Raw genomic sequence first — 25,268 nt, 5'->3', positions numbered from 1 at the left:
ATGAGAGAAGAAAACCCTGATAAGCGAATGTTTTATAAGTTGATCTTTCTTATGGTGGTGTCATTGTTAATTGTTATTGTTTATATATGGAAATGGACTACTGATGATCCAAAGAAACAAGAACCGGAAGAAATGTTTCAAAAAACTGAACAACAAGAGAACATGAACGAGCCAGATGATTTAGATAGGGATAAAATTAATGATGTATTAACTGATGATGAAGATAAGAACACAGAAGCACAGGAAACTGATACAAAAGAAGAAAGAAAGCCAAATGAACATGTGGAAAACAATCAGGAAGAGATAGATTTAGAACAAAAATATATAAATCAATATAGTGAACAAGAAGTGGAACAAGCGAAAGAGCAAGCGGAAAAAGTGCTTGCTCTTTATTTATTGCAAGTGACCGATTGGAGTAAATGGAATGGGGCAGTCACATTAAGTTATCTGGAAAAAGTAAAAAAAGAAATGACAAAGTATGAGGATGAAAAGACAAAAAGAGAGCTGGAAGCAATTGAACTATTTGCTTCTCAACCTGTAAAAGGTGGAGAAATAACGTATGGTGCCTTTGCCACATGGCATGTGACAGTGAAAGGGAAATCTACCTCTAAGCCGATGCAGCTTTATTACATTGCATTGCAAAAGGAAGGTGACAATTGGGTAGTCAGTGACATGATTACACCGAACAATCAAAACATGGAAGGAGAAGGGAAGGGGGAGAAGTGAAGCAGTTAAAACAATTAGCAAAACATATGTTAAGAAAGAAGCTGCTTGTGGGAACAGGTAGCTTTTTAGTTGCCAACATAATACCTATTCTTATCTTCCTAATTCTTTGTACGTTGTTACTTGCGATTATCGGTGCAATAAGTGGGAGTGTTGATCATCAGAATAGTGAGCAAGGGAACGATGATGAAATTGGTTTTATATGTTCTCCAAGTGGTGAGTTGGATCAAGAGAATTGGAATCGTTATTTTAAACATAACAATCGTTCGGGTGCCCTCTCGGGATATGGTGATGACATTATCGAACTATCCAAAGAAAAAGGAATTGATCCGATTCTTTTTGGTGCTATTGCTTTACATGAAACTGGCTATGGAACATCTGATGGAGTAGTCAAAAAACGAAATCCAGGTGGGTTAATGGATCCAGCAACAGATTGGCAAACTCTTCAACGATTTCCGACATTGAGAGAAGGATTAGAGGCAATGGCCGTGACATTGTACAATCGAATCATAGTTGATGGCTTGGTAACAATTGATCAGCTTGGGGAAGTGTATGCGCCAATTGGTGCAGAAAATGATCCGAACAATTTAAATAAACACTGGATACCAACCATGAAAAAATTAACCACAAATTTAGGTGGATTAACCATGAATTGTGAAGCTAAGGGTCATATTGATATGGAATTAATTGGTGGCAAGTCTTGGATTTCTCCATATACAAAAACAATCACATCAGGCTTTGGTTATCGTTCAGGATGTGGAAATTGTACAACGTTTCATGCTGGAATAGACATTGCAAGTCGTGGTATACGAAATACTCCAATTGTGGCTTTTGCTGATGGAAAAGTTAGCCTAAGTAAATCCAACGGAACAACATTTGAATCAACTTTAGAAAACATGGGAAGGGGTTATGGCTGGTATGTCGAAATTGATCATGGGAATGGAATTAAAACTCGTTATGCTCACATGAGTAAAAAAGGTATTCCTGTTGGTACTGAAGTGAAGGCCGGTGATGTGATTGGTTATGTTGGTTCTACAGGAGGATCAACCGCCCCGCATATTCACCTTGAAATTATAATTAATGGCGAGAAAGTAGATCCAATGCCACATATCAAATCATTTTTAACGAGTGATAAATAAAAAGGAAAGGAGCACGTAAAGCGTGAAAAGTAAATTTGGGAATGGAAGGGAAAACAAAGCTTATATTGGCATGATAATCACACTAAGCATATTGTTTGGTGTTTTTTTTACGTCTAAATCATGGATGTATGACGACAGTGCAATTGCACAAACAGCATATAACGAATCCATCAATGGATTAAATCAGTCCACGCTAATATTAAGAAACTGGGAATATAATCCAAATAATCAACTCATGGAAGTAACGATTGAAACGGTTCATACAGGAACAGATGCAGTAGAACCGACATTTACGTTTGAAGCAAAAGGAAAAGAAACAAAGGAAACCTATCCAGCAAAAAAAGTTTATGAATCCGATAATATAATGGTGGTTCAAATAGAAAATGTTCCAACCGAATATCATGTTATTGGTTTATTTGTAACGGAACATCGGGATGAGAAAATACTCAAACAAGAATACAAACGCCAACTGAAGAATGATAGTGATGTGGCTACAACTGCATTGGATGAAATTAAAGAATCCGATTTACCGAAGCCGGAAGAGGTAATCATCGTTGGTGATTATCGTGAAATTGAAGTTAATAAAAACCTTGTAACAAAATCGGATAGAGCATATCAAAAAGAAACAATTATCGCAGATATGAACCGAATTAAACAAGAAATCTCCGTTATTATCCATGAAAATATTCCTTTCCAAGAGGAATTAATGGCTACTTTATCAAAAGAAAAAACTGCTCTTCAAGGTGAAATGGAATTTGAAACGGAGGAAGAACAAGATGAAACTAATAAAGAAATAGAGCAAAAAGATAACGCAATTTTTCGTGCAAAAGAAGAAATTGAACAGCATAAAACGAAGGTAAAAGAACTCCGGGAGAAGTATAAAAACCGGGAAGAAAAACTCAATGCATTACTTCATCCTGAAAGGCAATTGGAAAAAGAAAAGCAACAAATGAAAGAGCAGAAGCAGCAACAGCAGGAAGAGAAAAAGAAAGATAAAGCCCCGAAAAAAGAAGGGGAATAAGCTTTTTGAAACCTATATGAAACCTATATATTCAGTAATCAAATGAGATGCAAAACCTATATGAAAGGTATATTTTCAATTGAAAGAATGGGCTTACTGGAAAACTAGGCTCTGCCTAGTCACCCACGCAATGTGGGTACACTTTCCCCTTATCCTGTTCAACAATCCCTGTTCTTGTGAACGGGGATTTTCCTATTTATTCATTTTGCATTGAAGGAGATGGTCTAAATGGAAATAAAAATTCGGGATCTAGATGTTCGAGCGGTAAAAGTGTTAGATGAGGAAGCAAAAAAACAAAGGGTATCAAGGAATGTATTTTTAAAAAGAATGGTAGAAGACACGGTAAAGTTTGATGGAATTAAATTAGCGGAAAAAGAGTTAGATGTGACAGTAAGTCGAGTTGCTGATGGACTGGAAATGACATTCAAGCGATTAAATCAATTGGAAAAACATACGCTGAAACTTTATTTATTATTATGTGATGCAATTGGATTGGATCCGAAAGAAGCAGATTATATTTTAGAGAAAACATTTGGATTTGACGAAAAGGATGGTGATTAAATTGAACATGACAGAAGAGAAAAAACAGGGAACCTACTTTATGTTAAGCACTGAAACAAAAGAAAAAATTAAAGTGGCAGCAAATGAAAATCACATGTCACAAGCAAATGCCATTGCCTTGATGGTGGATGCATATTTTGAAAACAGGGAAGAAGAACACATCCTTTTAAAAAATACCATTTCTAATTTGCTGGATGAAAAGTTAGCATTCATGAAAGACGAAATGAATCGTATTCAAGTAGCAACTAATGTCATTGATCGTGACACAAAGATTATTTTGGAATTCATGAACCATTACTACCTTGTGAATAAATTTAAAAACTTAATTACTACGGAAGAATTTAAAACGAATGGAATGGACCAGGCAGAACAATTAGTACAAAAACGAATTCATAAACAGCGGAAAAAGAAATTAGATTATGAGCGACAAATAGAATTGAAGAAACAAAAGCATTCGGAAAGTCAGGAATAAACAATGAGTCCAGCTGTTGTATTAAGAAGTAAATTTGTTACCCCCGGGTCGAGTACATTTAATAATTATATCAGTTATATGGATCGTGAAGATGCGAAACAGAATGTGAAAATTGATGCTTCATCTGATAAGGAAAATGACTTTGATGTATTCTACAATTTCATGGATTATATGGATGATGACGATAAACAAGGTGAATTATTTACTTCCAGTAAAGACAAATTGGATGATATAGAAAAGCTGAAAGTCAAAGAGCAGTTTCAACTAGCACAACAAAATGAATCACCTATGTGGCAAGATGTTATTTCTTTTGATAATGAATGGTTGGCAAAGCAAGGATTATATAATCCTATTAATGCTACTGTAGATGAATCGAAAATGAGAAGTGTTACTCGTGAAACGATGCGGACAATGTTACATGAAGAAGGAATGCAGCAATCAGCAATTTGGACTGCATCCCTTCATTACAATACAGACAATATTCATGTTCATGTTGCAACGATAGAGCCGTATCCGACAAGAGAACGAATGCAAGTATCGGACAGAGAGTCGAATACTTGGCATGAAGAATATCGAGCAAAACGAAAACCAAAAACGCTAGATAAAATGAAGTCGAAAGTTGCCAACGTGATCCTAGACCGTACCAATGAACGAAATAAGATAGATGAATTGTTGCGAGGGACCATACTTCAAAAAAAAGAAAATAATATTTCGTTATACAACTTCCGTAAAACAGATAAATTATTTCAAGAAGCAATGAGTAGTTTGCCTGATGAACGAAAACAATGGCGATATGGTTATCAATCTGTTAATGCAGCTAGACCCTATATAGATGAGATAACAGAAATATATTTAGAACAATTCCATCCAGAAGAGATACACGAGTTAAAGGCAAAATTAGATGAAGAAGTATATGTAATAAAAGAAATGTACGGTGAAGGAAGTGATTATCAAAAATATAAAGAGACGAAATTAGATGATTTAAAAAAGCGTATGGGAAACGCAATTCTAACGGAAATGCGAGCTGTTGACAAAGAAGAAAGAGTATCCGTTTTTAAACAAAAAATTGCAATGAGAGAGCTTCATGTATTAGGAAAGGAAAATCAGAAATCATTTTTTCAACGATACCATGCAAAGAGAAACCATAATTTGCATGTGTCTGTTATTCGATTGAAGCAAGCTATGCGAAAAACATTTCATGATTATAAGCGAGAAAGAGATATGGATGAATTTGATCGGATGATGGATAGGTAATAAGTTAATGAAACATTATCGGAGAGACTTCCCCGAAAAATAATCAGTCAAAGGAACAAAAAATCAAGCTACAATTCTGGAAAGGATGATATTGATGGATATGTATGTAGATGGTGAATATAAGATGGTTGAATTGGGTTATGTAAAAGAAATTAAAGAAAACAGTATTGTCTTTATTGTTGATACTGGAGAAGTAGAAATTAATGTAGATGAAATCACAAAAGATGCAATTGAAACAATTTATCAGGCTAATGAGGAAGCATTGATTCCATTGGATGTAAAAGAGAAAATTGTCATCTTGGATGGGGAACCGGCATAAATAAATCTTTTTATTAACCAAGGACTTTCATTATTTTATGAGAGTCTTTTTCTTTTGTATTTAAGGAGGTGAAATCGAATGAATGGGAAGTTTATTGTTTTTGGTGGGCTGGATCAGACTGGAAAAACAACACAGTCTAAGAAACTAGTAAATTATTTAAATAATAATGGAATACCAGCAATTTGGACATCCGAGCCGAAAGGAACGAATTTTGGAAAAGAAGTAAGTGATTTATTGCAGTCACATACTTTGTCATCAAAGGCACAGCTTTTGTTGTTCCAGGCTGCTAGGGAAGAACATTTACACAATGTTATCCTTCCAAATCTAATTAAGGGGAAGTGGGTTGTGTGTGACAGATATTTTGAATCATCCTTTATTTATCAAGGGCAGATGGGATTATCTGATGAACTCTTATATGCTTCCCACAGATTATTTGACCATGATGCAGTCAAACCAGATAAGACTTTTCTTTTTAAAGGAAAGATAGGAGAACGAGATTACTTTGATAAATTAGATCAATTTTGCGAGTCGAACAGAAAGGAACTGGAAAAACGAATAGATTTGTTTTTTGAACAGAGTGAGAATGATTGTGTCATTCTGTCTGCAAGAAAGTCAGATGAAAAAAGAATGTTTCAAGAAGTGTTACAGCATTTAAAAAAGGATTTACCCTTTCTTATGCTTATGAAAAATAATTTAAAAGGATGATATTGATTGTATCCATATAAAGCAAGAATTGAAGAAAATAATGAAAATGTTGTGGGAGTAGTTGCCGATTTTTATATTGCCAATTCTATTACAAATGAAGAAGTTTCACTTTGGGTTTTGAATGGTGATTATGATGATAAAGAAGATTTATATATCTGTCCGACTGATTCTAATTCAGAACATAACGAATTGATGGTTGTTTATATGTATGATGTGCTTTCCGATGAAAAATTTCATGAATTTCAGAATAATATTTTTCATCAGACCGACTTTACGGCAATGAACTTAGAGACTGCTGATTTACAAATTGATTTAAAAGAATACTTCTATGATGAGGAAAAGAAACAAGTAAAAACGAAGAATTGTGAAATGGAAATGTGAGGGCTTCCTGATGGGGGTCCTTTTTATTTTATAAGAGGAAGGGTGAGTGTAATGAATAACGACCTAGCAAAATCTCAAGTTTATGTTGGAGAAAGTGATGTGTATCTGATTGAAGGATTAGAATTAGATGTTGAATTTGACTATTTGTCACCAGAGGAACGCACAAAAGCGATTCTTGAATTGGAGGAGAATACATTCAAACAGAGGAATTACAGCCAATTCAGGGTGAAAATGGGTTTATAGAAGTGAATGAAGATACGCTTATTTATGTTGTAGATATGGGTGAGATAGATTATGCTCCAGGATTTGAAATGGTAGAAAATCGATCAAAGGATCATCGAACAGAACGTGTTTTGAATGATTTTTACAAAGATTGTCTCTCTTTTTGGAACAGAGAAAAGGAACATGGAACAGTGCTGGGAAGAAGTCCTGAACTACTAGCTATAAGCGATGTATCTTTTATTAAACATGACCCAAGCGTACCAAACGGAGGTTTATTAGATGAGGAAACAAAACAAATATGGTTAAAAGAAAAAAAGAATCAATTATTGGATAACAAGTTGAAAGAACAAATAGCTGAAATGGAAATGTAGTTGAAGGGCTTCTTGATGGAAGTCCTTTTTATTTTGATAAAAGGATGATGTTTCATGAAAAGAAAAACATTTGAACAAAAAAGAGAAGAAGTGAAGCTATTAACGGAAACAATGAATCAATCGATTGAATCTTATTTTGAAACACCTGAACAAATGGCTGAACACTTAGCGTTTATGATGCAGTTTTATCAATACTCTTTACGAAATACAGCTCTTATTCAGAATCAATTTAGGGGTGCACAAGCAGTCGGTAGTTATAAGTTTTGGCAAGAAAAAGGCTTTCAGGTGCAAAAAGAGGAAAAAGCAATCCAAATTTTAGTGCCAAACAAAACACAACCGAAATTCAAGGATGAAAACGGAAAATGGAAAAGTATTAAAAAGGCGACTGAACAGGAAAAAGAATTGGTAAAAAAGGGAGACTTAGAGGAAAAGAAAAGTGAGTTGTACTTTGCTAAAGGAAGTGTTTTTGATGTATCACAAACCGATGCAAAAGCTAGCGATCTTCCGGGTATTTTCCCGAATAAGTGGATGGAAGGTGACATTGCAAACTATCAGGATATGCTAAAAGCGATGAAAAAAGTAGGAAATAACTTAGATGTAACAATTGGTGAGCCATTGGAGGAACTTGGAGCTGCAAAAGGTGTTTTTTATCAGGGTATAGGCGATAAAAAGAATCATATTGGTTTAAATCCACGGAATGGTGAATTGCAAAATGTAAAAACGTTGATACATGAATTGGCTCATGCTAAGCTGCACGGTGCACTTGAAAAACATTTCAGCCTCTCATCTGAGAAAAAGGAATTTCAAGCAGAGATGACGGCTTATGCAGTTGCATCTTACTTTGGCATTGATACGAGTGATTACTCATTAGGCTACATTGCTAATTGGACACAAGGAAAGGAGTTAACAGATAAAGCGAAATTATTGGAAGAAGTAAGGGAAGCGGCAGTTGAGTTTATTGACATTATGGAGCCTGAGTTAATGAAAAAACAGGAGAAAAATATGGAAAATGGAAAAGATTCATTCCTGCAAGCTATTCAGGATAGGAAGGAACCATCAGAATTAATAGAAGTCAGTCAAGAAGCGATGGATTATGTGATTGATAATATGGAAAAAGAACATACAAAAGGATTGTATTATCTTTTAGATGGTGATGCAGTGGTCGGGGTGGATAATTCATCGAATGGGGCTTGGGAGGAAGAGTTTGATCATATTGTAAAGTGCAAGGCGTGGTTAAAGCGATATGATTTAGATGTTGAAAAACCACAGATGTTTATTGAATGGTCGGAAGCACCAGAGTTAAAGTCTGATTTAATGATGGACTTTGCTAAAGGCAATGCAATGATGGAGAAGCTGGAAGAAAAGTATCAAGATGACAATAGATACTATAAAACTCGTTATCATATTGTGTTTCCTGATACCGACAATTCGGAGATGAAAATTGTTGGTATAGATCGGTTAGACGTTGGGGATGGTGAATTTTTGAACCCTCATCATCAGGTACGAAAAGAAAGCAATCTTACAGAAGAACAACAAATGGTGCTTGATGATACTGTTTCTAGTCTTTTACTTGAAAGTGAAAAAAGGGATGTTAAAAGTAAAGGCGGAGAAAGAAAACTACAAAAAATTGACATGGAGATGATGTGAAAAGCTTAATAGTTTGTTATAATTACTATTAGTGTAATAGGGCTTTCATGGGTGGTAGTTCACCCCTTTTCTTGAAAGGGGGTGATAATATGACAGTATTCGAAGTATTGGTTCTGATGATCTCGTTTGCAACCTTAATTGTAGCCATACTGTCAGAACAAAAAAAGTAACCACCCGATGAATGCCTAGCGCGCATTTTGGTTGGTTACTTTTTAAACCAAACATGTGAGCTACCCCCTTGAAGGGCTTTTACACATGAGACCGTTCCATGTTACAGCATGGTCGGTCTTTTATTATCTTATGACTATCTATACATAGTATACCTCATTTTACACTCAAAATAAACATATACAGACTTATTTTAATCATTCGTTAATTTTTGAACCTCATAAGCTAGTCCATTTGTATTATTTCTGTCATTTCTGTGTTATCTTTAAATAAAACCCTAAAACGTATTTTGTTAGAATTTGTAGAAAAAGAGCTGCATGAAAATATTATGACAGCGGTTGCAATAAAAGAAGTTTACAAGGACCTAAGAAGCGAATAGAAAGTAGTGATTTTAGAGATTAAAGGGTTTAAACATAGGTATGAGAAAGTTAGTTTATTTCTAAGTTATGCAACTAGGGGTGAGGAAGGTTGAATAACTGAGTAATAGATGTTTTAAAAGAGAGTTTAATAGAGAAAAATATAGCATTTCTTCTTGGTTCTGAAGCATTAGCTTCATATTTGGGAAACTTTTAGGAAATATTATCTAGTGAAAATATAGATAATTGTGCTTAGGATTTAGTGAAAGCATTTTTTTATTATCGAATAAAGATAACATATATTTGACTAACCAAAAAGGGAGGGTGATTAGTATATGCTACAAGACAGGGTGAATGAATTAAAAAGTGGTATTTTAAATATAAAAGGAAATAAAGCTTATGTAACGGGGTTTATGAGTGAAGAAATGTTACAGCTTCATTTGACAAAAGGGCCAAAAAACTGGAGTTCAATGGGATTATACGATAATGAAGATTTAAAATTTCATAATATCAAAAACAATGCGTTGTTCATTGTTAAGAAAAACGGTACTGAAGTTGGCAGGTATCAGTATAAACCTGTATTTAGAGATGCGATTCAGTATAAAGATGAGGATGGAAAAAGCCTTTCCCTTACAATTAATATCAGAAAAAGTCAATATAGTGCTCATTATCATCTCTTAACTACAAAAGAATCCTTGCTGTTTAGCGATAAAGATGGTTTGGATAGTCATCTGCTTGAAAAATTCGGTGTTAAATATTCCTATTAAAATACTAAGGGGTGATTGAATTGCAAAATATGATTCTGTTGGATATAGAAACAATGGATTTTGGTGTAGAATCGGGCATTTATGAGGTTGCTTTAATGGTCATAGAGAATGGAGAAGTCGTTTCAACCAAGCACATTGCAAAGGTCGAAGATAAAACGTTGATCCATTTGGGCATGGGGGAAGGATACGCAGATATTTCGGAAGATGCATCAAAAAAAGATCAGTTTCGCAGTATTATTGATAGATATAATTACCCTGTGGTCGCTCATAATGTCTCCTTTGACCGAAAATTTCTTGTTCATTATGGCTGGTTGGACGAAGATCATAAATGCTATGACTCTATACGAGCTATAAAGTATGCAAATTCAGATTTGTTTTCTTATTCACTTGAATATCTATTATCCTTCTATAATATTGATCGACCACTAACACATGCTGCTTTAGACGATGTAAAAGCACTTTATGAAGTCATATTAAAAGCAAACCCTACATTATGGGTACCTTTGTATAAGGTTGCTCCAAGTAAGCTCAAAAATTTTGTGGAACTCACTGCCAATGTGGAAGGACAAAGTACGATTTTCCAAGAAAAACGCATTGTTTTTACTGGTGCAAGTCCTTTCCCGAGGGTCCTAATGAAAGAAATTGCAACGAAATGTGGGGCAGTCGTAACTGGAAGTGTGTCGTCTAAAACGGATCTGCTTGTTTGCGGTGAAAATCCGGGAAGCAAATTAGATAAGGCTAGGGAATTGGGGGTCGATATTCAGACAGATGAATGGTTTATTGATGCTGTTTCAAAGGATTTGGATTTAGAGAAGGTTTCGGTCACGCGTCAAAGTATAGCTGCAACTAATGAAAAACAAGAAAAAGTTTTTGCTGACATTTCCGAATGGAAGGGAAAGTCTATAAATATTGCCCTACTTCCTGTTAGAATACAAAGCAAAGTTGAAGAAATTCTAATTCGTCAAATAAAAGTAGGAAAGATAAATAAAGGAACAAATGGCTATAAGGTTGATGTCATTATTCATTCAGATGATGGTGATTACGCTCTAGTGAAAAAAGCAGAAGAATTGCTGATTGAAACCGTTCCATTATCAAAATTTAATCGAATGATTTTAGGGTATTAAGGATGATTATTCCAATTCGGAGTTCTTTTTGTTTAAGATGGTAAAAATAATTTATTCCGGAAGCGTGGTATCTTTGAAGAAAACAATATAACATATCTTGATAGAAATTGAAAAATGAGGTAGTGGTGGTTTTGGAAAAAAGATCGATTATTTATAATAAAGTTTGATTCAATTATGTCAATATACTGGAATCAATAAATTCAACAATGGGCCCTGTAACGGAATACTGAGTAAGAGATTGGCATAAATCCTTTTTTATGCAACTGTCAGGAGAGCTCAAAACATTAAGGGCTTCCTGATGGGAGTCCTTTTTATTTTATGTAAGGATGATGTTTCTTGAAAAGAAAAACATTTGATCAAAAAAGAGAAGAAGTGAAGAGATTAACGGAAACAATGAATCAATCGATTGGATCTTATTTTAAAACACCTGAACACTTAGCGTTTATGATGCAGTTTTATCAATATTCATTACGAAATACAGCTCTTATTCAGAATCAATTTAAAGGAGCACAAGCAGTCGGTAGTTATAAGTTTTGGCAACAAACTGGAAATTGGACGGATTGGTTGAAAGATGTATTAGGAAGGAAAGATTACATTAGAGGTGGCGACAGCCGAATTAAGCAGCTCGCCTTTAACGATACGGTATAAAATAAAGGTATTTAATTCGAAGAGGTAATATAAAATAGTACGATTAAAAAAACGCTCAGTTTGGTGAGCGTTTTAGTTTGCATTAAGGTTATTATTATTTTAATATTAACACTCTATTACTTGCTGAAGGGTCTTGTGGAAGAAATGTTTTTTCTTTAGATACAGGTTCGAAAGGGGTTGGGATCATTAAGACTTGAAATGAATTGCTTTCTTCTTTTAACGGAAGATTAAAATCTAAAGAGATTGATTTTTCCTGATCGGTTTCTAACGTATCATAGAGAAAGTCATCGGTCCCTAGTTGTGTTTGCTGGTAATTAAGCAAAGCAACGAGATAAAAATCTATTTTCTCTGAATGTGAATTCCCATAAAATAAGGTATATGGAATTTCTTTTTCACCCATATCTTCTTTATATAAGGTTTCGTATGGAACTTCTTTTTTGCTTAGAAATGCCCCATGAATTCTTCTTTCTTCACTTTCTATCCCTTCAGTGAATAAATTGGGTCTTTCCTCAGGTATATTATCAATATTCTTTAATAAATTCACCCTAATTGAAAATAAATCAGCTAGTTCCATTGACGTTTCATAATCATTGGGAACTTCCTCAGGATCATTTAAAAGAACATATGTAATGGAGTGAAAACCATCTTCGAGATTAAGTAATGTTACTTCTAAATCCTTGTATTTTTCTTTTTTTATATCAAAACGATAGTTGTTAGATACCTTTCCGTCTCCTACCTTAAAATTCATTTGTTCCCCATGATTAAAAATTAAGAGAATAAATGAGCCCTCTTTTGATGTTTTATTTCCTAGAACTATATTTCTTTTAAAAGATTCATGCTCAATTTCGAAAGTACGTTCATATTCAAAATCACCTTTGTTATAAAGACCTAGCGTGTAAACTTCTTCTAATTCTGCAATAGGTTGTTCATGAGACTCATAGGTTTCATCGTTATCAATTTTAGGTTCTTCTGTAGATTCTTCATTGAAACAACCGCTTAAAATTAATAGTAGGGTTACAATACATGATATAAATAATTGCTTCAAAATTAACACCTCTTAAAGCATGAAAGCCCTCAAGGGCTTTCATGCTCAATGTTTTGAGTCTATTTAGACTATTATCCGCGGCTTGCTTCAGTGCTGTGGTAAACACTATTTGTGCCGCTATTATGGTAAGTATGACTACTCCTAGAATATTGGGAATGTGTAGGGATCATAAAACTTTGTTGCTTGGCACTTGCATTTGCAAAAGACGATGATGTCCTAGAATCTGAATCCTGATCTTCCACTGATGCGTTCATCATAAGAGTGGTATTTACAATAATTCTATCAATTGATTTTTTTGTGCTCTTACTGCTATTGGTATATGAATCTGAAAAACCATTAGAGTAAACCCTTATTTGGGGAGCGCCCGCCCAGGCTTCGAATCTTGCGGTAACACTACTTCGAGAGACTGCATAGTACGATCCGTAAGATTTCGTAGAATTATCTGTGCTTACAGGTTCTGCATATTCCCCTTTTTCTACTGAGACTTTAACTATCTTCCCTTCGCTATTGTAATAAACTTTTTCTTGTACTTTATCTCCTTCTTTGTCAATGAATTCATCTTTAGATACTTTATCGATTTTTGTGTCGAAAACTTCAGTTTCTTCTGCGCCTACAGGAGCCACTAGTACCAATGTGGACAAAAATGAAACGGTTATTAAAGAAAACAATATCTTTTTTATATTCATATTAAAATCCCCCTAATTATATTTATATACTTTTGTTTCTGCAAGGTATTAGCTTCACCATATGAAAATAGAAAGCACTAATACTTCGCTAGTAGAATCTTAAAAACTTTGTATCAAAATTTTATTTTTGTACTGCAGCCCTCCTTACACTTTTAATAGAATTTACCACTGACTTTATTTTTATATCACCTCTTCCATGTCCAAAGGTTTAAAACAAGTTAGAAAATCTTATTATCTCCTTGTTTTAATTGTGTCTTAATAATAAAGTTCTACAACTTATCGTATTATCCTTTCAAATATATATTGTGAAATAAAATCCAATATATTTAGATTAAATCTATATTTCCGATTGATTTGAAAAAATCAAAAAAAAAAGAATAAGGATCTTTTTTCCTTACTCTCTGCTTTGTACCCATACGCAATTTTATATAAGCTCTTATCTTATCTCGAATGTAAAATTAGTCACCATCAATAGGTGGTTCGTTTAATGGTTCCGGATAATCGTCTTCAGCAGATACAAAGGGTTCCTTGGTGCTGTACATAAAAATTGCAATAATTAAGATTGATAATAAAATTTTTAACGACTTCATTTTATCGTCCCTCCTCGTTTACATTTTAAATGGTTAATTTTTTTTAACATTAAATATGAGTTTTTATATTGTCGTTTATTTTCGTAATAAATAGACATTTTGTGAACGTATTCTGATAATGTATGCCCCTCTTGCCGTTTTTCAAAGAAAGGAATAGCTACATTAATCATATAATTTTTGAACTCAAGTGTATTGAATTTTTCATTTATTTCATAATTTAATACATTGAACATAATTAAATATTTCTTATTATTCTGTTTAATTGCAGAGTTTCTTCCTACTTCACTCCATTTTCTTGCATTCTTAAAATCTTTTAATTTTACATATTCCTGGGATAAGACATATAAGGTATTGATTTTTGAATCTGCCTTTTTTACTTTTAAACTTTCCTTATAAAAAAAATTGATTTTGTTGAGTCACCCTCATCTGAATAAATAAGACCTAGATTATGGTGTACTTTTCCTAAGGTTTCCTTATCTCTTTTCGGCGATAAATTTTGTGTTATTTTAAAGTAATTTTCTTTAGATTTCTGTAGTTCACCCATCTTCCTATAGTTAATACCCAATAATAAATTACAATTAGTACATAATTCATAATCCATTTTTTTAACAAAAATATCGTACGCTCTGATTAAATACAATGTTGATAATGAAAAATTCCCAAGACGACTATATACAAGTGCCAATTGATAATAAACTTCTTCTTTGTTCGCTTGTACGCCTTTCTCAGCTTTTTTATAAAAAGATAATGCCTGTTCTAAACTATCAATCATGTAATGATAAAGTCCACAAAACAAGTAATAATAGGGCTCAATCCAGTTTGGTTTATAATCACGGTTTTCTATAATTTCATTATAGATGGCTGTTGATTTTATTCTATCTGATGACAATAAGGTGATTCGAAGTTCAAATATTAATTTAATAACATTTGCTTGTGGTGAGTTTAGAGCTTCATAACGTTTTAGTATCTCGCTAAATTTGAATACAATATTAGTCTCTTTCCTACGAATCAAATGATTCAGTTCAGTTAATTCACACTTCATTTTAAGCAAAAGTTCTTCTTCAGTCTGTAGTTCGTGTAAAGATATTCCTATTTTTTTGCATAAAAGGTCTATAATTTCCCTATTTGGTTTAACTACATTATTTTCTATTTTACTTAAATATGATATAGAACAAATTCCATTAGATAGATCTTGTTGATTCATATTCTTTTTAATACGTAAGTGTTTAATTTTGATCCCATAGCTCATCTTATTCCCCCTTCTCTTATAGCTTTTTATAAAACTAGCAACTTATAAGTTATTATAAGGAATTTGACGTGATTATAAATTTCCACTAAACCAAATATATATTTTTAAGAATATACTGTCATATTTAATGTTATGAGATTTTTCTATAGATAATTACTGTAATGAATCAGTTAAGTTAAGGGAGGAAGGATAAGCATGCTGGTCACATAGTGTGAGATAAAATAGAAAAGTCTAGAGTTAAAATAAATAAAAGTATGATCTTACCTGTCCCTTCTCCTACACAACAAACATAAAAACCCATATAATTATTTGTAAGTAATATAAAAACTTTACTGTTCAAATAAAGAAATTATCAATACCAAATTGTTCTGGCTCTTCTTCATTATCAAAAGGATCTGGCTCTTCTTCATTTGCAACTATGAATTGATTCTCCAGCTTTATTTGCTCACCAGTTAGTCCTACATAAGAAAAAATATAATTAAATAAGAATAATGACAATAGTATAACAGAACTAATTTTTTTCATAATTAACACTCCTATTTTAATATGTTTTAGATAAAACATTATTTGCATAGTTGTAGTAAATAGCAGACAACTTGTATTTTCTATTATTAAAATAATAATTAGCAAGAGTTTTTAAATAATATACCTTTTCATAATTCAGTTGCTTTTCCTCTAGAAAAGGTAATATTTTTTTGGTTATTAATGACTCTAAGGCATCATCAGTACCATTAATCAAATGATTAAATACTTTAAATTCGTAGATATAAACTGAGTCTGATTGTTTTAATGCATCAGTTAAGTTAAGACCTTCTAATAACCATTTATTTGCATTGGCTATATCATTTGAATGATAATATTCTTTCATCAAGCTAGATACTGGTACTATTTTTTTGATAGCCGCATTATTTAATCTGAGCTGAAAACTTTTATGAAAATATTCAATAGCTTTATTTGAATTATTCCTTAACGAATTCAATTTACCTAAATTTTGGTAACACAGTTTAAGTATATCTTTATTATTTGTACCACTTGCTATAGTAGATGCTAGTTCATAATTTTCCATTGCTTTATCGAACTCATTGATCCGTTGATATGAAATTCCTAGCAATATATGACACTCCGCACACCTTTTCATATTATATTTATTCTGGTAATAAATAAGTGCTTTATTTGAGTACACCAATGTAATATGTACTTTCCTTATTTTACTAGCAGCTAATGCAATAGCATAAAACAGATCATTAAACTCTTCACTAGAAACTTCAATATGCCTATTTAAATATTTTTCTGCTTTTTGGAATGAAATAAGAGCATTTTTATATGATAACTGAGAAAAATAATAATTTCCGGAGAACTTCAACCAATAATATCTTTCTAGTTCTGTGAGATTTTTAGATATCTTCAGGAGGTATTTATACTGCTCTTCAGCTTTTTTGGTTTGACTTAATAATAAAAAGTAACGTAGTTTATGTATTTCAATTAACGTTACGGGTTGCATATTTATGATGGGTTCATTTTTAATAAATATTCTATTAAAAACTTTACTAGAATTTTGCTTATCTCCATTTAATAAATATATAAACCATTCCTGAATTAATTTTGTTATCTCAGCATTTTTAGCTATTTGATTATCAATTTTCAGTTTCTCATTAAGTAAGCTAATTGTTTCTTCAGTAGGTATAATTTTACTATTTTCTATTTTGGATAAGTGTGAAACGGAAACAATACCTTTTGACAGCTCGGATTGTGTCATTTTCGATTGTAATCTATAATATTTTATGATTTTTCCTATGTTGCTTTCCATTACTACCCTCCTTTTTACTTATTATAAAAGAAATGGGACATTATATCTAATTAAATAAGGGCAATATACCTCATTTTTCAATATATGAATAAATAAATGGAAATTTAATCAAAAACATTATATTACAAGAAAATTTTCGTGGAAAATGGAAATATTCAACTTTCCATTTAGTTAATAAGAGGAGCCTTAAAAAAGTACGATGCTATATGTACAGCGCGGTCCTCCCTAACCTAATTAAAGGCAACTGGGTAGTATGTGACAAATATTTTGAGTCACCCTTCATTTATCAAGGGCAGATGGGAGTTTCTAATGATTTATTATATGCTTCCCATAGATTATTTGGTCACGATGTAGTAAAACCAAATAAAACCTTTCTATTAATGTAGAACAGAATAAAGGGAGCCATGGAGTATATAAGATGCCTATACAAAGCATACGACAGCAAATAGTCGGAAACTGGTTCATGTTTTGGGCAAAGGCTATAACTATGTTCGAGGAACATCGGATCTTCGATAATACTAGGGCAACGGCTTGTTGAATCAAACAGTCTGTCACGGTGGGAATACCAAATAACCGAACACCGCCATCAGGTTTCGGGATTTTGACTCTTCGGATAGGCATTAGCTCATAAGCCCCGTGAGAATCGACTCATTAATGAAAGTTATATATAAAAGAAGGGGCAAGCAATTAAATATTGTCAAATCAATGGGATCGTTTAGTGGCGTTTTGGAGAGTGGCCGTTTAGAAATTGATAACAACCGTGCAGAACGATCAATTAACTCGTTTATTATTGGAAGGAAAAACTGGCTTTTTAGCAATACTTCAAAGGAAGCTAAGTCCAGCGCAATCATATTATTGTAGAGACGGCAAAAGAAAATGGATTGAAATCCATTTAATTAGCTTAAATATTAATTTGAAGAGCTTCCCAATATTGATACAATGGATTAAACTAAGCTAGATTAACTCCTACCATGGTCGCCGACTATTCAAAAGAATGTCTGGTTTCAAAGAAATCATAATAATAGTCCACAACTAAAAGTAGATGTGGACTATTTGACGTTTACCTTTAACAAATATTTTGTATTCCGATTCTATTAAGATATTTAATGTTTAGGTGCCTTCAATATATTCATTATTATAGGTATCATTATTATTGTTTTTATTTACAAGGTTTTGTGCCATACTCTTGGTCACAACTAAGATGTTTAATCGGAATAAACTACAAGAAAATCGTCTGGTGAATGATAATTGACACCATATTTCACAAAAAACTCAGCTTCTCCACCATCAACATAGCCGCCAATACCCCGGTATATCACATGCACTGCGAATTGTTGATTAGGGGAAGCAATTTTTTCACCTCCAACTTTGTCTGAACCAAAAGTGTCTTTTTCATACATTTGTAATCGCATTCCTGCATCAGGTGCTCCATATGGAACTACTTGGTGAGGATACACTGAAATCATAAAATCTCCACCTGTTGATTTAACAACCTTGTCTTGGGTGTTTAAGTTAGCATTCACTGTCATTCCATCAGTATTCCAATATGAATTAGCAACCCAGTCCCATCGTCCATTATTCATTATGTCTATCAATGAATAACCTGTCATTTTTTCATGGTATATTTCAACCATGGTACCAGTTTCTTCATCTACCGAAACCTCTATTAACTCCCAAGAAGGATCTACTATAATATCTTGTTGAACTTCACTTTTACTATCTTTACTAATTTCTTCTGCTGAAACAGTAGTTGCAAAAAACACTAGACTAATGAATACTACAAAAAACAATGATTTTTTCATTTTATTGCCCCCTTTTGTTAAAATAAATTCAATCAAGGAGTATTTTAACAATTATAAATTTTATTTACAATATTGGGATAATAGCTCTGAATATGGCTACTTATAAGGTAGTAGCCAATTTTATGAAAATTTTCCTCTGATTAAAAGAAAAAGTATATTTTCCTTCGAAATTGAATTAGTTTTGAGGAAAATATTATTTTTCCCTATTTAGCAAAAATAATATTTATATCTCAATTAGTAAGCTCTAAAATTGTAACTAAATAAAGTTTAAATTATATAATTTTAAACTTTTCGCCAACTCAAACGTCTTAATATATACAGGGGGAGGACAATGTCAAAAGAAATATTATTTGAGAAAATGAATAATGAGTTGAATATAGTCTACCGATATTTATTGAGTAAAGGAGTTCCGCACACTGATGCCGAAGATGCAGTTCAAGAAGCAGCATACAGATACCTCCGATACGTCGACTCTATTAAATCACCTAATGTTCGAAACTGGCTAATTCGTGTTTCAATTAATTATTACTATGATCAGTGTCGAAAGAATAAAAAGTACATATTTAACTTTGATGAAAAGATTAACGAAGAAGAAAGCTCGGATCTACCAGAGATGATTCTCTTAGCAAAAGAACGGATAGATGAATTCAACAAATTACTACTCAGATTGAAGCCTTTGTATGCTGAACTCTTGCTGTTAAAATATCAGTCTAATTTATCCTATGCTGAAATCTCCAAGGTACTAGGCATGAGCAATAGTACAATTAAGAATAATTTATTTCGAGCAAGAAAAAAATTTATGAAATTATATGAGGAGGCATATTATGAAAAAGGGAAATAATTTATCAGGAGAGAATGAAAAGAAGGATTTTGTGAGCAGTGCTAGATTTCAAAAGACTGTTAAAAAAACTAAATTAAAACAAATTTCACTTTATATTCTTATTTCTTTTCTAACGGTTTCTGTGTTTTTCATTATCATACAGTTCGGCAGCCATACTCTTATTAATAAAAAGCTAGAACAAGATATTGCAAGAATAGCTGAGCAAGTCCATGGTACTCCGGTTAAAGGAGCTGGAATTGTAGATTTTGATACAAGTATTTCCTATGGATTACTAAGTGCGGAAGGAAAGATAACGTATTATAAAAAATTAGGAGATAGAATGATTCCGTGGGAAAGTATAACTAAGGTGTACCCTGCTATTGGTAAAGTAAAAAAAACAAATACCGAAAAAGTTGAAGTCTTTTCTACTAGTAATAATAAAAGAACTGTTAGATTTAATCACTTAAATAACGAAAGAATGATTGACTTCTATTACCCTCATATCGGGTACAATAGTTTACCCCAAGAATTAGAAATTGCAGCAGGTTTAGATAAAAATACGTTAATAGAGGTTGCACTGTCGTTTGAAAGAGCAATGACAGTAGAAGAAGTAGGAAAGGCGATAGGAGCTAGGAATGTTGAATGGTTATGGCTAGATAAATCCAATGCCAAAGCCTTCACCGAATTACAATTTAATGAAACAGACTTTTTCCATGTATTACATGGGGAAGGGGCTTATGGCTTTTCCGTTTCTGAAGATTATCCGTATTGGAACCAGGAGTTTTTTGAGAACAAGTCTACTGAGACTGAATATCCTATAAGTGGGGCAATAATAAGCGGGACACCAAGTGAATTGGAGAGATTCCTAGAAATAGATATAATAAGAACTTCTGTAATTGGTGTAACAATAGACAAATATTAAAGTATTGGTTAAAAAATAAGTAATCTATGGTGTAGCGTCAGGAAAATGCAAATTTACAAAGTTAATGTATTTTTCTGATACTATCCCTTTATAGAAAAGTTCATGACGATATATTGGAACAAGATTTACCTAACAGTGAGAACGTATATGGTAAAGAAGAGCTCACGATTCAAATCTGATTGGAAACTTAAATAAGTACCCCTCGATAAACAAGGGGTACAGGTGAGTATTGCAGTTTAAGCCACGTGCCGATTTTGTGCCGACTAAAATTGAAAAACTATAAAAAGCTTTGAAAAGACTAAACGTTAAAACACTGATTCTATCGGCTTTAGACCATTATAAAAGATGTTTTGAAAACACAAATTAATCAAGTATGAGATGGAAGGTTCAATTGGATAAACTATTTAAACCCTTGTCACAATAGTGTTTGTGGCAAGGGTTTTTTCTTTGAAAAAGCGTTTGTGCCGTATTTGTGCCATTTCGTAGTCAAATCAATCATATTTAAACAAATTTTTGGTATTAATTTTGATGGTTTACGTAATCTGAAAAATGTTCAAAGCATTGGCTCTGCTGATCTCTTTCGGAACCTTAATTGTAGTTATACTGTCTGTCACAACAAGAAAAGTACATAGCAAGCATTTGGGTCGGTTACTTTTAACTCAGAAAGTGTGAGCTGCCCCCTTGAAATGCTTTTACACATTAGACCGTTCCATGTACCTGCATGGCCGGTCTTTTATTATATTATGACTTTCTATCCTTCATTTTCTCTGCAGAATAAACATGTGCAAGTTTAGATAAAAACAATATAACCAATGTACGTAGATTTATAGTTCTAATCGCATTCTCCTCTTTTACGAATCTGATTATCCTTCACATAGTTAGTTTTACTTTTTGAACCTAGGCTCCCACTAGTCGCAAAAAAATTATCCATTTTATCTTACTTAAAATTGTAGTTTTCACTTACATCTTAGATTGCCACATTTTAACTATCTATAAATGGCGTTATTTTCATCAAATTTTCACATTGTCTATGTATTGTATTGTTTGCAGGGTAATGGAACGGAGGAAAAAATGCGAAATGGCGACAGTAGATAAAATAATGTCAATTGGTATTATTGTTATAAGTATAGCCGCAGGACTTATTTTCTTTTATCTAGTGAGTGACTTGTCAAGAAAAAAAAGGAAATTACTCATTGAAGAAATGGTTGCACAACTTATTAATTTCATTATCTTTATTTGGCTTGGAAAAATCATATTGAATGTTTTCATATTCATAAAAGATCCATTAGCAATATTAGCTTACCCAAGTGATTCAGATGCTTTTTCCATAGCTTTATTGTTTAGTGCTATTGTACTTATTTATAAGTCGAAACGAAAGGAAATAGATGTTTTTCTGCTTATAGAATCTTTTTTATCAGTCTTTTTAGTTGCGTCATTTTTGTATGAGTTTATTCAACTTGTTTGGAATAACAATACATATTCACTCGGAAACTTAGGTCTATTTACTGTCCTCCTTGTATTATACCTACTTATTCGTGACCGTGTACCTGTCAGTAAAGTAATAATCGTGATGTTAATCGGATTCTCAGCAGGCATTTTATTATTGTCCTATATTCAGCCATTTGCTACAGTATTCGGTTATATCATGGCACCATGGTTTGTGAGTTTGTTTTTCATCATAAGTTTATCAACAATCATATATCAACAAAGAAAGAAGGATTGTAATGGGTGGAATTGAAGCAGATACAATGTTAATTGTAGGGATGTTTTTAGCGGTTGGTGCAGGGGCGTTATCTTTCTTGTCACCCTGTGTTCTGCCAATTTTTCCAGCGTATATGTCATATATTACTGGAATTAGTGTGAAGGAATTACAAGGGACTAAGAATACTCAAATTCGTCGTCAATTATTAAGCCATTCCTTATTTTTTTTACTTGCGGTTTCGCTGGTCTTTATCAGCCTGGGTGCCAGCGCATCGTTTTTGGGACAATGGGCTCAAGATTTACTGCTTGGTGATTCCTGGTTATTTATTCAACGAATCGCAGGGATTTTCATCATTATTATGGGGCTATTTGTTGCAGGCTGGATTAGCATTCCAACATTAATGAAAGAAAAACGTTTTCGTTATTCCAAAAAGCCAGCGGGCTATTTGGGAACATTCTTTATTGGCCTTGGATTCGCTGCGGGGTGGACCCCGTGTATAGGCCCAATTTTTGGATCTATATTACTTCTGGCTGCAAGTAACCCTGGCCAAGGTGTATTTTATACAGTTATGTATGTTATCGGATTTTCCTTGCCGTTTTTTATTTTGACTTTTTATCTTGGATCGACGAAATGGATTGTTAGGCATAGCCAGATAATTATGAAGATGGGCGCAGTTATTATGATTATCATGGGATTGGTTTTATTTTTCGGATTAATGCCGCGTATTACAGCATTTCTGCTTGAATTAGTACAAGATACATGGTTAGCAAAATTAGGTTAATTTGGGGGTGGTAATCAATGAAAAAGACAATTCTCATCGTGATTGTAGTCGGAATGTTTGGGTGGACTGTATATGATTTTACAAGTTCAACTAGTGAAACCGCCATTGAAGAAGAGCAGGGGGGAATGATTACTTCTCCACCACAAAGTGATGATGAAGATGAAGTCACAGAGTCTGAAGAGATTGGACTTGCATTAGGGCAGATAGCTCCTGATTTTGAATTGGAGACATTGAAGAGAGAAACCGTACGTTTATCTGATTTTAGAGGGACACGAGTTATAATCAACTTTTGGGCTACCTGGTGTCCACTATAAAGGGCGGAAATCCCCGACTTGCAAAAACTTTATGATAATAAAGATGTGGAGATTTTAGCAATCAATTTGACAGAATCAGAGGAAAGCAAAGAAAAAGTTGCCCAATTTGTAGAAGACTTTGAAATGACTTTTCCCGTGTTAATGGACACAAACTCTGAACTCGCTACTACCTATCAGGTTGGGGCATATCCGACCTCCTATATGGTTGATTCAAATGGTCATATTCAATTCTCTGCAATGGGTGCAATGAATTATGATCTTATGGTTCAACAACTGGAAATGATTGAATAGCTGTTAAATTTTAACCACTATTTAAATAGTTCATTTTAGTATTTCTATCAGGAAATAGGATTTATAAATGTGGGAATGGCAATAATTATGCTAAAGCAAATTTTTAGATAGGAAAGGAACTGAATAAGGGTGAAGCGCTTATTATTAATGATGTTTGTTTTTATGCTTTTTCTAGCTGCGTGCGGGGAAGAGATTGAAACAAATATGTCAAGAGATGTGCAGGATTTTGAGTTTACTACGCAGGATAATGAATCACTGGCACTTAAAGATTTAGAAAGGAAATGGTGGGTAGCAGATTTTATTTTTACAAATTGTACGACTGTCTGCCTGCCGATGACAACCAATATGTCAAAGCTTCAGGATAAAATCAACCAAGAAAATCTAGATGTTCAGCTTGTTTCATTTAGCGTGGATCCTGAATACGATACACCTAAAGTGTTGCAGGAGTATGCAGAGAGTTATCAGGCCGACCTAAGCAACTGGTCATTTTTAACAGGTTATGAGTTTCTAACAATCAAGGAGTTATCGATAAAATCATTCCAGTCTGCTCTGGAAAAGCCGCCAGAAGGATCTAATCAGGTAATGCATGGTACGAGCTTCTTTTTAGTGAATCCGGAGGGGGAAGTAATTAAACGATATTCTGGTACAGATCCAAAGGAATTAGATGTAATTATTGATGACTTGAAGGCGGTATCTTGAGTAATAGCACCAATGGTTGGCATTATCTAATTTAAAATGGCAGGTGATATATTAATGAAAAAAGCGATAATTATTGTTGTTTTAATTGGGATGGTTGGATGGGCAGTGTATGATCTGACTTTTCAAGCAAATGATTCGGAAGCTCCGGATAATGAGGTGTCTGAGCAAGAAGAATCTAGATTTGTCAGTAATCAGGGGATAGAGACAGCAGTTAATGAAAAAAGCGAAACTGCAACGGAAGCCACTGTTGGGTTAAACGTAGGAGATATGGCTCCAGACTTCCAACTTCAGACATTAGCAGGTGAAACCGTTAAATTATCAGACTATTTGGGTCAACGTGTCATTGCTAATTTTTGGGCTACCTGGTGTCCGCCGTGCCGTGCCGAAATGCCAGACATGGAGAAGTTCCATCAAGCTAAAGATGTTGTTATCCTGGCTGTCAATTTAACGGAAACGGAGCCAAATGCACAACAGGTACAAAATTTTGTGAACGAATTTAACTTAACGTTTCCTATATTATTAGATGAGGAAATTGAAGTAGCTACTAATTATGGTATACGCCCAATCCCAACTTCCTTTATGATTGACTCAAATGGAATCATTCAATATAAGGCTTTTGGCGCAATAAATTATGAATTAATGGTGCAGGAGTTCGAAAAGATGAAATAGCCTCTGTATTTAC

Annotated in this window: 29 protein-coding genes and 3 pseudogenes; 24 read left to right on the top strand and 8 right to left on the bottom strand. The window is 33.4% G+C overall.

Annotated features, from left to right (window positions below):
* From CIL03_RS10130 to CIL03_RS10060, 16 genes are all read left to right on the top strand, one after another.
* Positions 1–726 (top strand): hypothetical protein, encoded by a 726-nt coding sequence (locus tag CIL03_RS10130; RefSeq protein WP_094885738.1) that lies wholly within the window; start codon positions 1–3, stop codon positions 724–726.
* The gene (locus CIL03_RS10125; protein WP_094885737.1) at positions 723–1,862 is read left to right on the top strand and encodes a peptidoglycan DD-metalloendopeptidase family protein; all 1,140 of its coding nucleotides are present in this window, start codon (positions 723–725) and stop codon (positions 1,860–1,862) included. The genes CIL03_RS10130 and CIL03_RS10125 overlap by 4 nt, the downstream gene beginning before the upstream one ends.
* A gap of 22 nt (positions 1,863–1,884) precedes the next feature.
* Positions 1,885–2,883 (top strand): hypothetical protein, encoded by a 999-nt coding sequence (locus tag CIL03_RS10120; RefSeq protein ID WP_240508046.1) that lies wholly within the window; start codon positions 1,885–1,887, stop codon positions 2,881–2,883.
* A gap of 228 nt (positions 2,884–3,111) precedes the next feature.
* The gene (locus tag CIL03_RS10115; RefSeq protein WP_094885736.1) at positions 3,112–3,444 is read left to right on the top strand and encodes a hypothetical protein; all 333 of its coding nucleotides are present in this window, start codon (positions 3,112–3,114) and stop codon (positions 3,442–3,444) included.
* Between the two features lie 7 nt (positions 3,445–3,451).
* Positions 3,452–3,916 (top strand): hypothetical protein, encoded by a 465-nt coding sequence (locus CIL03_RS10110; RefSeq protein WP_240508054.1) that lies wholly within the window; start codon positions 3,452–3,454, stop codon positions 3,914–3,916.
* A 3-nt stretch (positions 3,917–3,919) separates the two neighbouring features.
* Positions 3,920–5,170 carry a MobP2 family relaxase gene (gene mobP2, locus CIL03_RS10105; RefSeq protein ID WP_094885734.1) on the top strand — a complete coding sequence of 417 codons (1,251 nt, stop codon included), beginning with the start codon at positions 3,920–3,922 and terminating at the stop codon, positions 5,168–5,170.
* 94 nt (positions 5,171–5,264) lie between these two features.
* The gene (locus CIL03_RS10100; protein WP_094885733.1) at positions 5,265–5,489 is read left to right on the top strand and encodes a hypothetical protein; all 225 of its coding nucleotides are present in this window, start codon (positions 5,265–5,267) and stop codon (positions 5,487–5,489) included.
* A 78-nt stretch (positions 5,490–5,567) separates the two neighbouring features.
* A complete protein-coding gene (gene tmk, locus CIL03_RS10095) occupies positions 5,568–6,194 on the top strand; it encodes a dTMP kinase (protein WP_094885732.1) in 627 nt (208 codons plus the stop codon).
* Positions 6,195–6,200: 6 nt separating this feature from the next.
* Positions 6,201–6,575 carry a hypothetical protein gene (locus tag CIL03_RS10090; RefSeq protein WP_094885731.1) on the top strand — a complete coding sequence of 125 codons (375 nt, stop codon included), beginning with the start codon at positions 6,201–6,203 and terminating at the stop codon, positions 6,573–6,575.
* Positions 6,576–6,626: 51 nt separating this feature from the next.
* Positions 6,627–6,818, top strand: a complete 192-nt coding sequence (locus CIL03_RS10085) for a hypothetical protein (protein WP_094885730.1) — start codon at positions 6,627–6,629, stop codon at positions 6,816–6,818.
* A gap of 2 nt (positions 6,819–6,820) precedes the next feature.
* Positions 6,821–7,168, top strand: coding sequence for a hypothetical protein (locus CIL03_RS10080; protein WP_094885729.1), 348 nt, complete (start codon positions 6,821–6,823; stop codon positions 7,166–7,168).
* A gap of 54 nt (positions 7,169–7,222) precedes the next feature.
* Positions 7,223–8,815, top strand: coding sequence for an LPD25 domain-containing protein (locus CIL03_RS10075; RefSeq protein ID WP_094885728.1), 1,593 nt, complete (start codon positions 7,223–7,225; stop codon positions 8,813–8,815).
* Between the two features lie 47 nt (positions 8,816–8,862).
* A complete protein-coding gene (locus tag CIL03_RS20390) occupies positions 8,863–8,985 on the top strand; it encodes a putative holin-like toxin (RefSeq protein ID WP_420855408.1) in 123 nt (40 codons plus the stop codon).
* 689 nt (positions 8,986–9,674) lie between these two features.
* Complete coding sequence (locus CIL03_RS10070; protein WP_094885727.1) at positions 9,675–10,106, top strand: hypothetical protein; 432 nt, start codon at positions 9,675–9,677, stop codon at positions 10,104–10,106.
* A 29-nt stretch (positions 10,107–10,135) separates the two neighbouring features.
* Complete coding sequence (locus tag CIL03_RS10065) at positions 10,136–11,230, top strand: BRCT domain-containing protein (protein WP_165767941.1); 1,095 nt, start codon at positions 10,136–10,138, stop codon at positions 11,228–11,230.
* 336 nt (positions 11,231–11,566) lie between these two features.
* Positions 11,567–11,878 (top strand): hypothetical protein, encoded by a 312-nt coding sequence (locus CIL03_RS10060; RefSeq protein ID WP_206207690.1) that lies wholly within the window; start codon positions 11,567–11,569, stop codon positions 11,876–11,878.
* A gap of 94 nt (positions 11,879–11,972) precedes the next feature.
* On the opposite strand, the gene CIL03_RS10055 is transcribed toward CIL03_RS10060, so the two are convergent.
* The 7 genes and pseudogenes from CIL03_RS10055 to CIL03_RS20105 all read right to left on the bottom strand — a co-directional run.
* The gene (locus CIL03_RS10055) at positions 11,973–12,932 is read right to left on the bottom strand and encodes a hypothetical protein (protein ID WP_420855407.1); all 960 of its coding nucleotides are present in this window, start codon (positions 12,930–12,932) and stop codon (positions 11,973–11,975) included.
* 62 nt (positions 12,933–12,994) lie between these two features.
* On the bottom strand, positions 12,995–13,609 hold the full coding sequence (locus tag CIL03_RS19980) for a hypothetical protein (protein ID WP_206207689.1): 615 nt from the start codon (positions 13,607–13,609) through the stop codon (positions 12,995–12,997).
* Between the two features lie 458 nt (positions 13,610–14,067).
* Positions 14,068–14,199, bottom strand: a complete 132-nt coding sequence (locus CIL03_RS20245) for a hypothetical protein (protein ID WP_276282946.1) — start codon at positions 14,197–14,199, stop codon at positions 14,068–14,070.
* 379 nt (positions 14,200–14,578) lie between these two features.
* Positions 14,579–15,448 carry a helix-turn-helix transcriptional regulator gene (locus CIL03_RS10040; protein WP_094885723.1) on the bottom strand — a complete coding sequence of 290 codons (870 nt, stop codon included), beginning with the start codon at positions 15,446–15,448 and terminating at the stop codon, positions 14,579–14,581.
* 336 nt (positions 15,449–15,784) lie between these two features.
* Entirely contained in the window at positions 15,785–15,973 is a 189-nt protein-coding gene (locus tag CIL03_RS10035; RefSeq protein WP_094885722.1) for a hypothetical protein, read from the bottom strand.
* A 16-nt stretch (positions 15,974–15,989) separates the two neighbouring features.
* Positions 15,990–17,255, bottom strand: a complete 1,266-nt coding sequence (locus CIL03_RS10030; RefSeq protein WP_094885721.1) for a helix-turn-helix transcriptional regulator — start codon at positions 17,253–17,255, stop codon at positions 15,990–15,992.
* A 469-nt stretch (positions 17,256–17,724) separates the two neighbouring features.
* Positions 17,725–17,891: pseudogene (locus tag CIL03_RS20105) on the bottom strand (group II intron reverse transcriptase/maturase); the annotation flags it as partial.
* A 41-nt stretch (positions 17,892–17,932) separates the two neighbouring features.
* Here CIL03_RS20105 and CIL03_RS20100 point away from each other — a divergent pair.
* Positions 17,933–18,139, top strand: a pseudogene (locus CIL03_RS20100) (IS66 family transposase); the annotation flags it as partial.
* Between the two features lie 321 nt (positions 18,140–18,460).
* Here CIL03_RS20100 and CIL03_RS10015 read toward each other — a convergent pair.
* Positions 18,461–19,057, bottom strand: a complete 597-nt coding sequence (locus CIL03_RS10015) for a hypothetical protein (protein ID WP_094885720.1) — start codon at positions 19,055–19,057, stop codon at positions 18,461–18,463.
* A gap of 331 nt (positions 19,058–19,388) precedes the next feature.
* Between CIL03_RS10015 and CIL03_RS10010 the strand changes: the two genes are divergently transcribed.
* The 7 genes and pseudogenes from CIL03_RS10010 to CIL03_RS09980 all read left to right on the top strand — a co-directional run bounded on the left by CIL03_RS10010 (position 19,389) and on the right by CIL03_RS09980 (position 25,255).
* Entirely contained in the window at positions 19,389–19,898 is a 510-nt protein-coding gene (locus tag CIL03_RS10010; protein WP_094885719.1) for an RNA polymerase sigma factor, read from the top strand.
* On the top strand, positions 19,882–20,799 hold the full coding sequence (locus tag CIL03_RS10005; protein ID WP_165767928.1) for an anti sigma factor C-terminal domain-containing protein: 918 nt from the start codon (positions 19,882–19,884) through the stop codon (positions 20,797–20,799). The genes CIL03_RS10010 and CIL03_RS10005 overlap by 17 nt, the downstream gene beginning before the upstream one ends.
* Before the next feature lie 1,078 nt (positions 20,800–21,877).
* Positions 21,878–22,537, top strand: coding sequence for a hypothetical protein (locus CIL03_RS10000; RefSeq protein ID WP_094885717.1), 660 nt, complete (start codon positions 21,878–21,880; stop codon positions 22,535–22,537).
* A complete protein-coding gene (locus CIL03_RS09995; protein ID WP_094885716.1) occupies positions 22,524–23,282 on the top strand; it encodes a cytochrome c biogenesis CcdA family protein in 759 nt (252 codons plus the stop codon). Before CIL03_RS10000 ends, CIL03_RS09995 begins: the two co-directional genes overlap by 14 nt.
* 17 nt (positions 23,283–23,299) lie before the next feature.
* Positions 23,300–23,887, top strand: a pseudogene (locus CIL03_RS09990) (TlpA family protein disulfide reductase).
* A gap of 129 nt (positions 23,888–24,016) precedes the next feature.
* Positions 24,017–24,586, top strand: coding sequence for an SCO family protein (locus CIL03_RS09985; RefSeq protein WP_240508045.1), 570 nt, complete (start codon positions 24,017–24,019; stop codon positions 24,584–24,586).
* A 54-nt stretch (positions 24,587–24,640) separates the two neighbouring features.
* Positions 24,641–25,255 carry a peroxiredoxin family protein gene (locus CIL03_RS09980; RefSeq protein ID WP_094885714.1) on the top strand — a complete coding sequence of 205 codons (615 nt, stop codon included), beginning with the start codon at positions 24,641–24,643 and terminating at the stop codon, positions 25,253–25,255.
* The last annotated feature ends 13 nt before the right edge of the window (positions 25,256–25,268 follow it).

The organism is Virgibacillus indicus, assembly GCF_002266285.1.
Lineage (GTDB): Bacteria > Bacillota > Bacilli > Bacillales > Amphibacillaceae > Virgibacillus_K > Virgibacillus_K indicus.
This window is presented reverse-complemented; position numbering and strand designations above follow the sequence as displayed.

Coding starts and splice junctions, on each gene's coding strand:
- CIL03_RS10130 (WP_094885738.1), top strand. CDS start 1: ATGAGAGAAGAAAACCCTGATAAGCGAATGTTTTATAAGTTGATCTTT.
- CIL03_RS10115 (WP_094885736.1), top strand. CDS start 3,112: ATGGAAATAAAAATTCGGGATCTAGATGTTCGAGCGGTAAAAGTGTTA.
- CIL03_RS10110 (WP_240508054.1), top strand. CDS start 3,452: ATGACAGAAGAGAAAAAACAGGGAACCTACTTTATGTTAAGCACTGAA.
- mobP2 (WP_094885734.1), top strand. CDS start 3,920: ATGAGTCCAGCTGTTGTATTAAGAAGTAAATTTGTTACCCCCGGGTCG.
- CIL03_RS10100 (WP_094885733.1), top strand. CDS start 5,265: ATGGATATGTATGTAGATGGTGAATATAAGATGGTTGAATTGGGTTAT.
- tmk (WP_094885732.1), top strand. CDS start 5,568: ATGAATGGGAAGTTTATTGTTTTTGGTGGGCTGGATCAGACTGGAAAA.
- CIL03_RS10085 (WP_094885730.1), top strand. CDS start 6,627: ATGAATAACGACCTAGCAAAATCTCAAGTTTATGTTGGAGAAAGTGAT.
- CIL03_RS10075 (WP_094885728.1), top strand. CDS start 7,223: ATGAAAAGAAAAACATTTGAACAAAAAAGAGAAGAAGTGAAGCTATTA.
- CIL03_RS20390 (WP_420855408.1), top strand. CDS start 8,863: ATGGGTGGTAGTTCACCCCTTTTCTTGAAAGGGGGTGATAATATGACA.
- CIL03_RS10070 (WP_094885727.1), top strand. CDS start 9,675: ATGCTACAAGACAGGGTGAATGAATTAAAAAGTGGTATTTTAAATATA.
- CIL03_RS10065 (WP_165767941.1), top strand. CDS start 10,136: ATGATTCTGTTGGATATAGAAACAATGGATTTTGGTGTAGAATCGGGC.
- CIL03_RS19980 (WP_206207689.1), bottom strand. CDS start 13,609: ATGAATATAAAAAAGATATTGTTTTCTTTAATAACCGTTTCATTTTTG.
- CIL03_RS20245 (WP_276282946.1), bottom strand. CDS start 14,199: ATGAAGTCGTTAAAAATTTTATTATCAATCTTAATTATTGCAATTTTT.
- CIL03_RS10040 (WP_094885723.1), bottom strand. CDS start 15,448: ATGAGCTATGGGATCAAAATTAAACACTTACGTATTAAAAAGAATATG.
- CIL03_RS10035 (WP_094885722.1), bottom strand. CDS start 15,973: ATGAAAAAAATTAGTTCTGTTATACTATTGTCATTATTCTTATTTAAT.
- CIL03_RS10030 (WP_094885721.1), bottom strand. CDS start 17,255: ATGGAAAGCAACATAGGAAAAATCATAAAATATTATAGATTACAATCG.
- CIL03_RS10015 (WP_094885720.1), bottom strand. CDS start 19,057: ATGAAAAAATCATTGTTTTTTGTAGTATTCATTAGTCTAGTGTTTTTT.
- CIL03_RS10010 (WP_094885719.1), top strand. CDS start 19,389: ATGTCAAAAGAAATATTATTTGAGAAAATGAATAATGAGTTGAATATA.
- CIL03_RS10005 (WP_165767928.1), top strand. CDS start 19,882: ATGAAAAAGGGAAATAATTTATCAGGAGAGAATGAAAAGAAGGATTTT.
- CIL03_RS10000 (WP_094885717.1), top strand. CDS start 21,878: ATGGCGACAGTAGATAAAATAATGTCAATTGGTATTATTGTTATAAGT.
- CIL03_RS09995 (WP_094885716.1), top strand. CDS start 22,524: ATGGGTGGAATTGAAGCAGATACAATGTTAATTGTAGGGATGTTTTTA.
- CIL03_RS09980 (WP_094885714.1), top strand. CDS start 24,641: ATGAAAAAAGCGATAATTATTGTTGTTTTAATTGGGATGGTTGGATGG.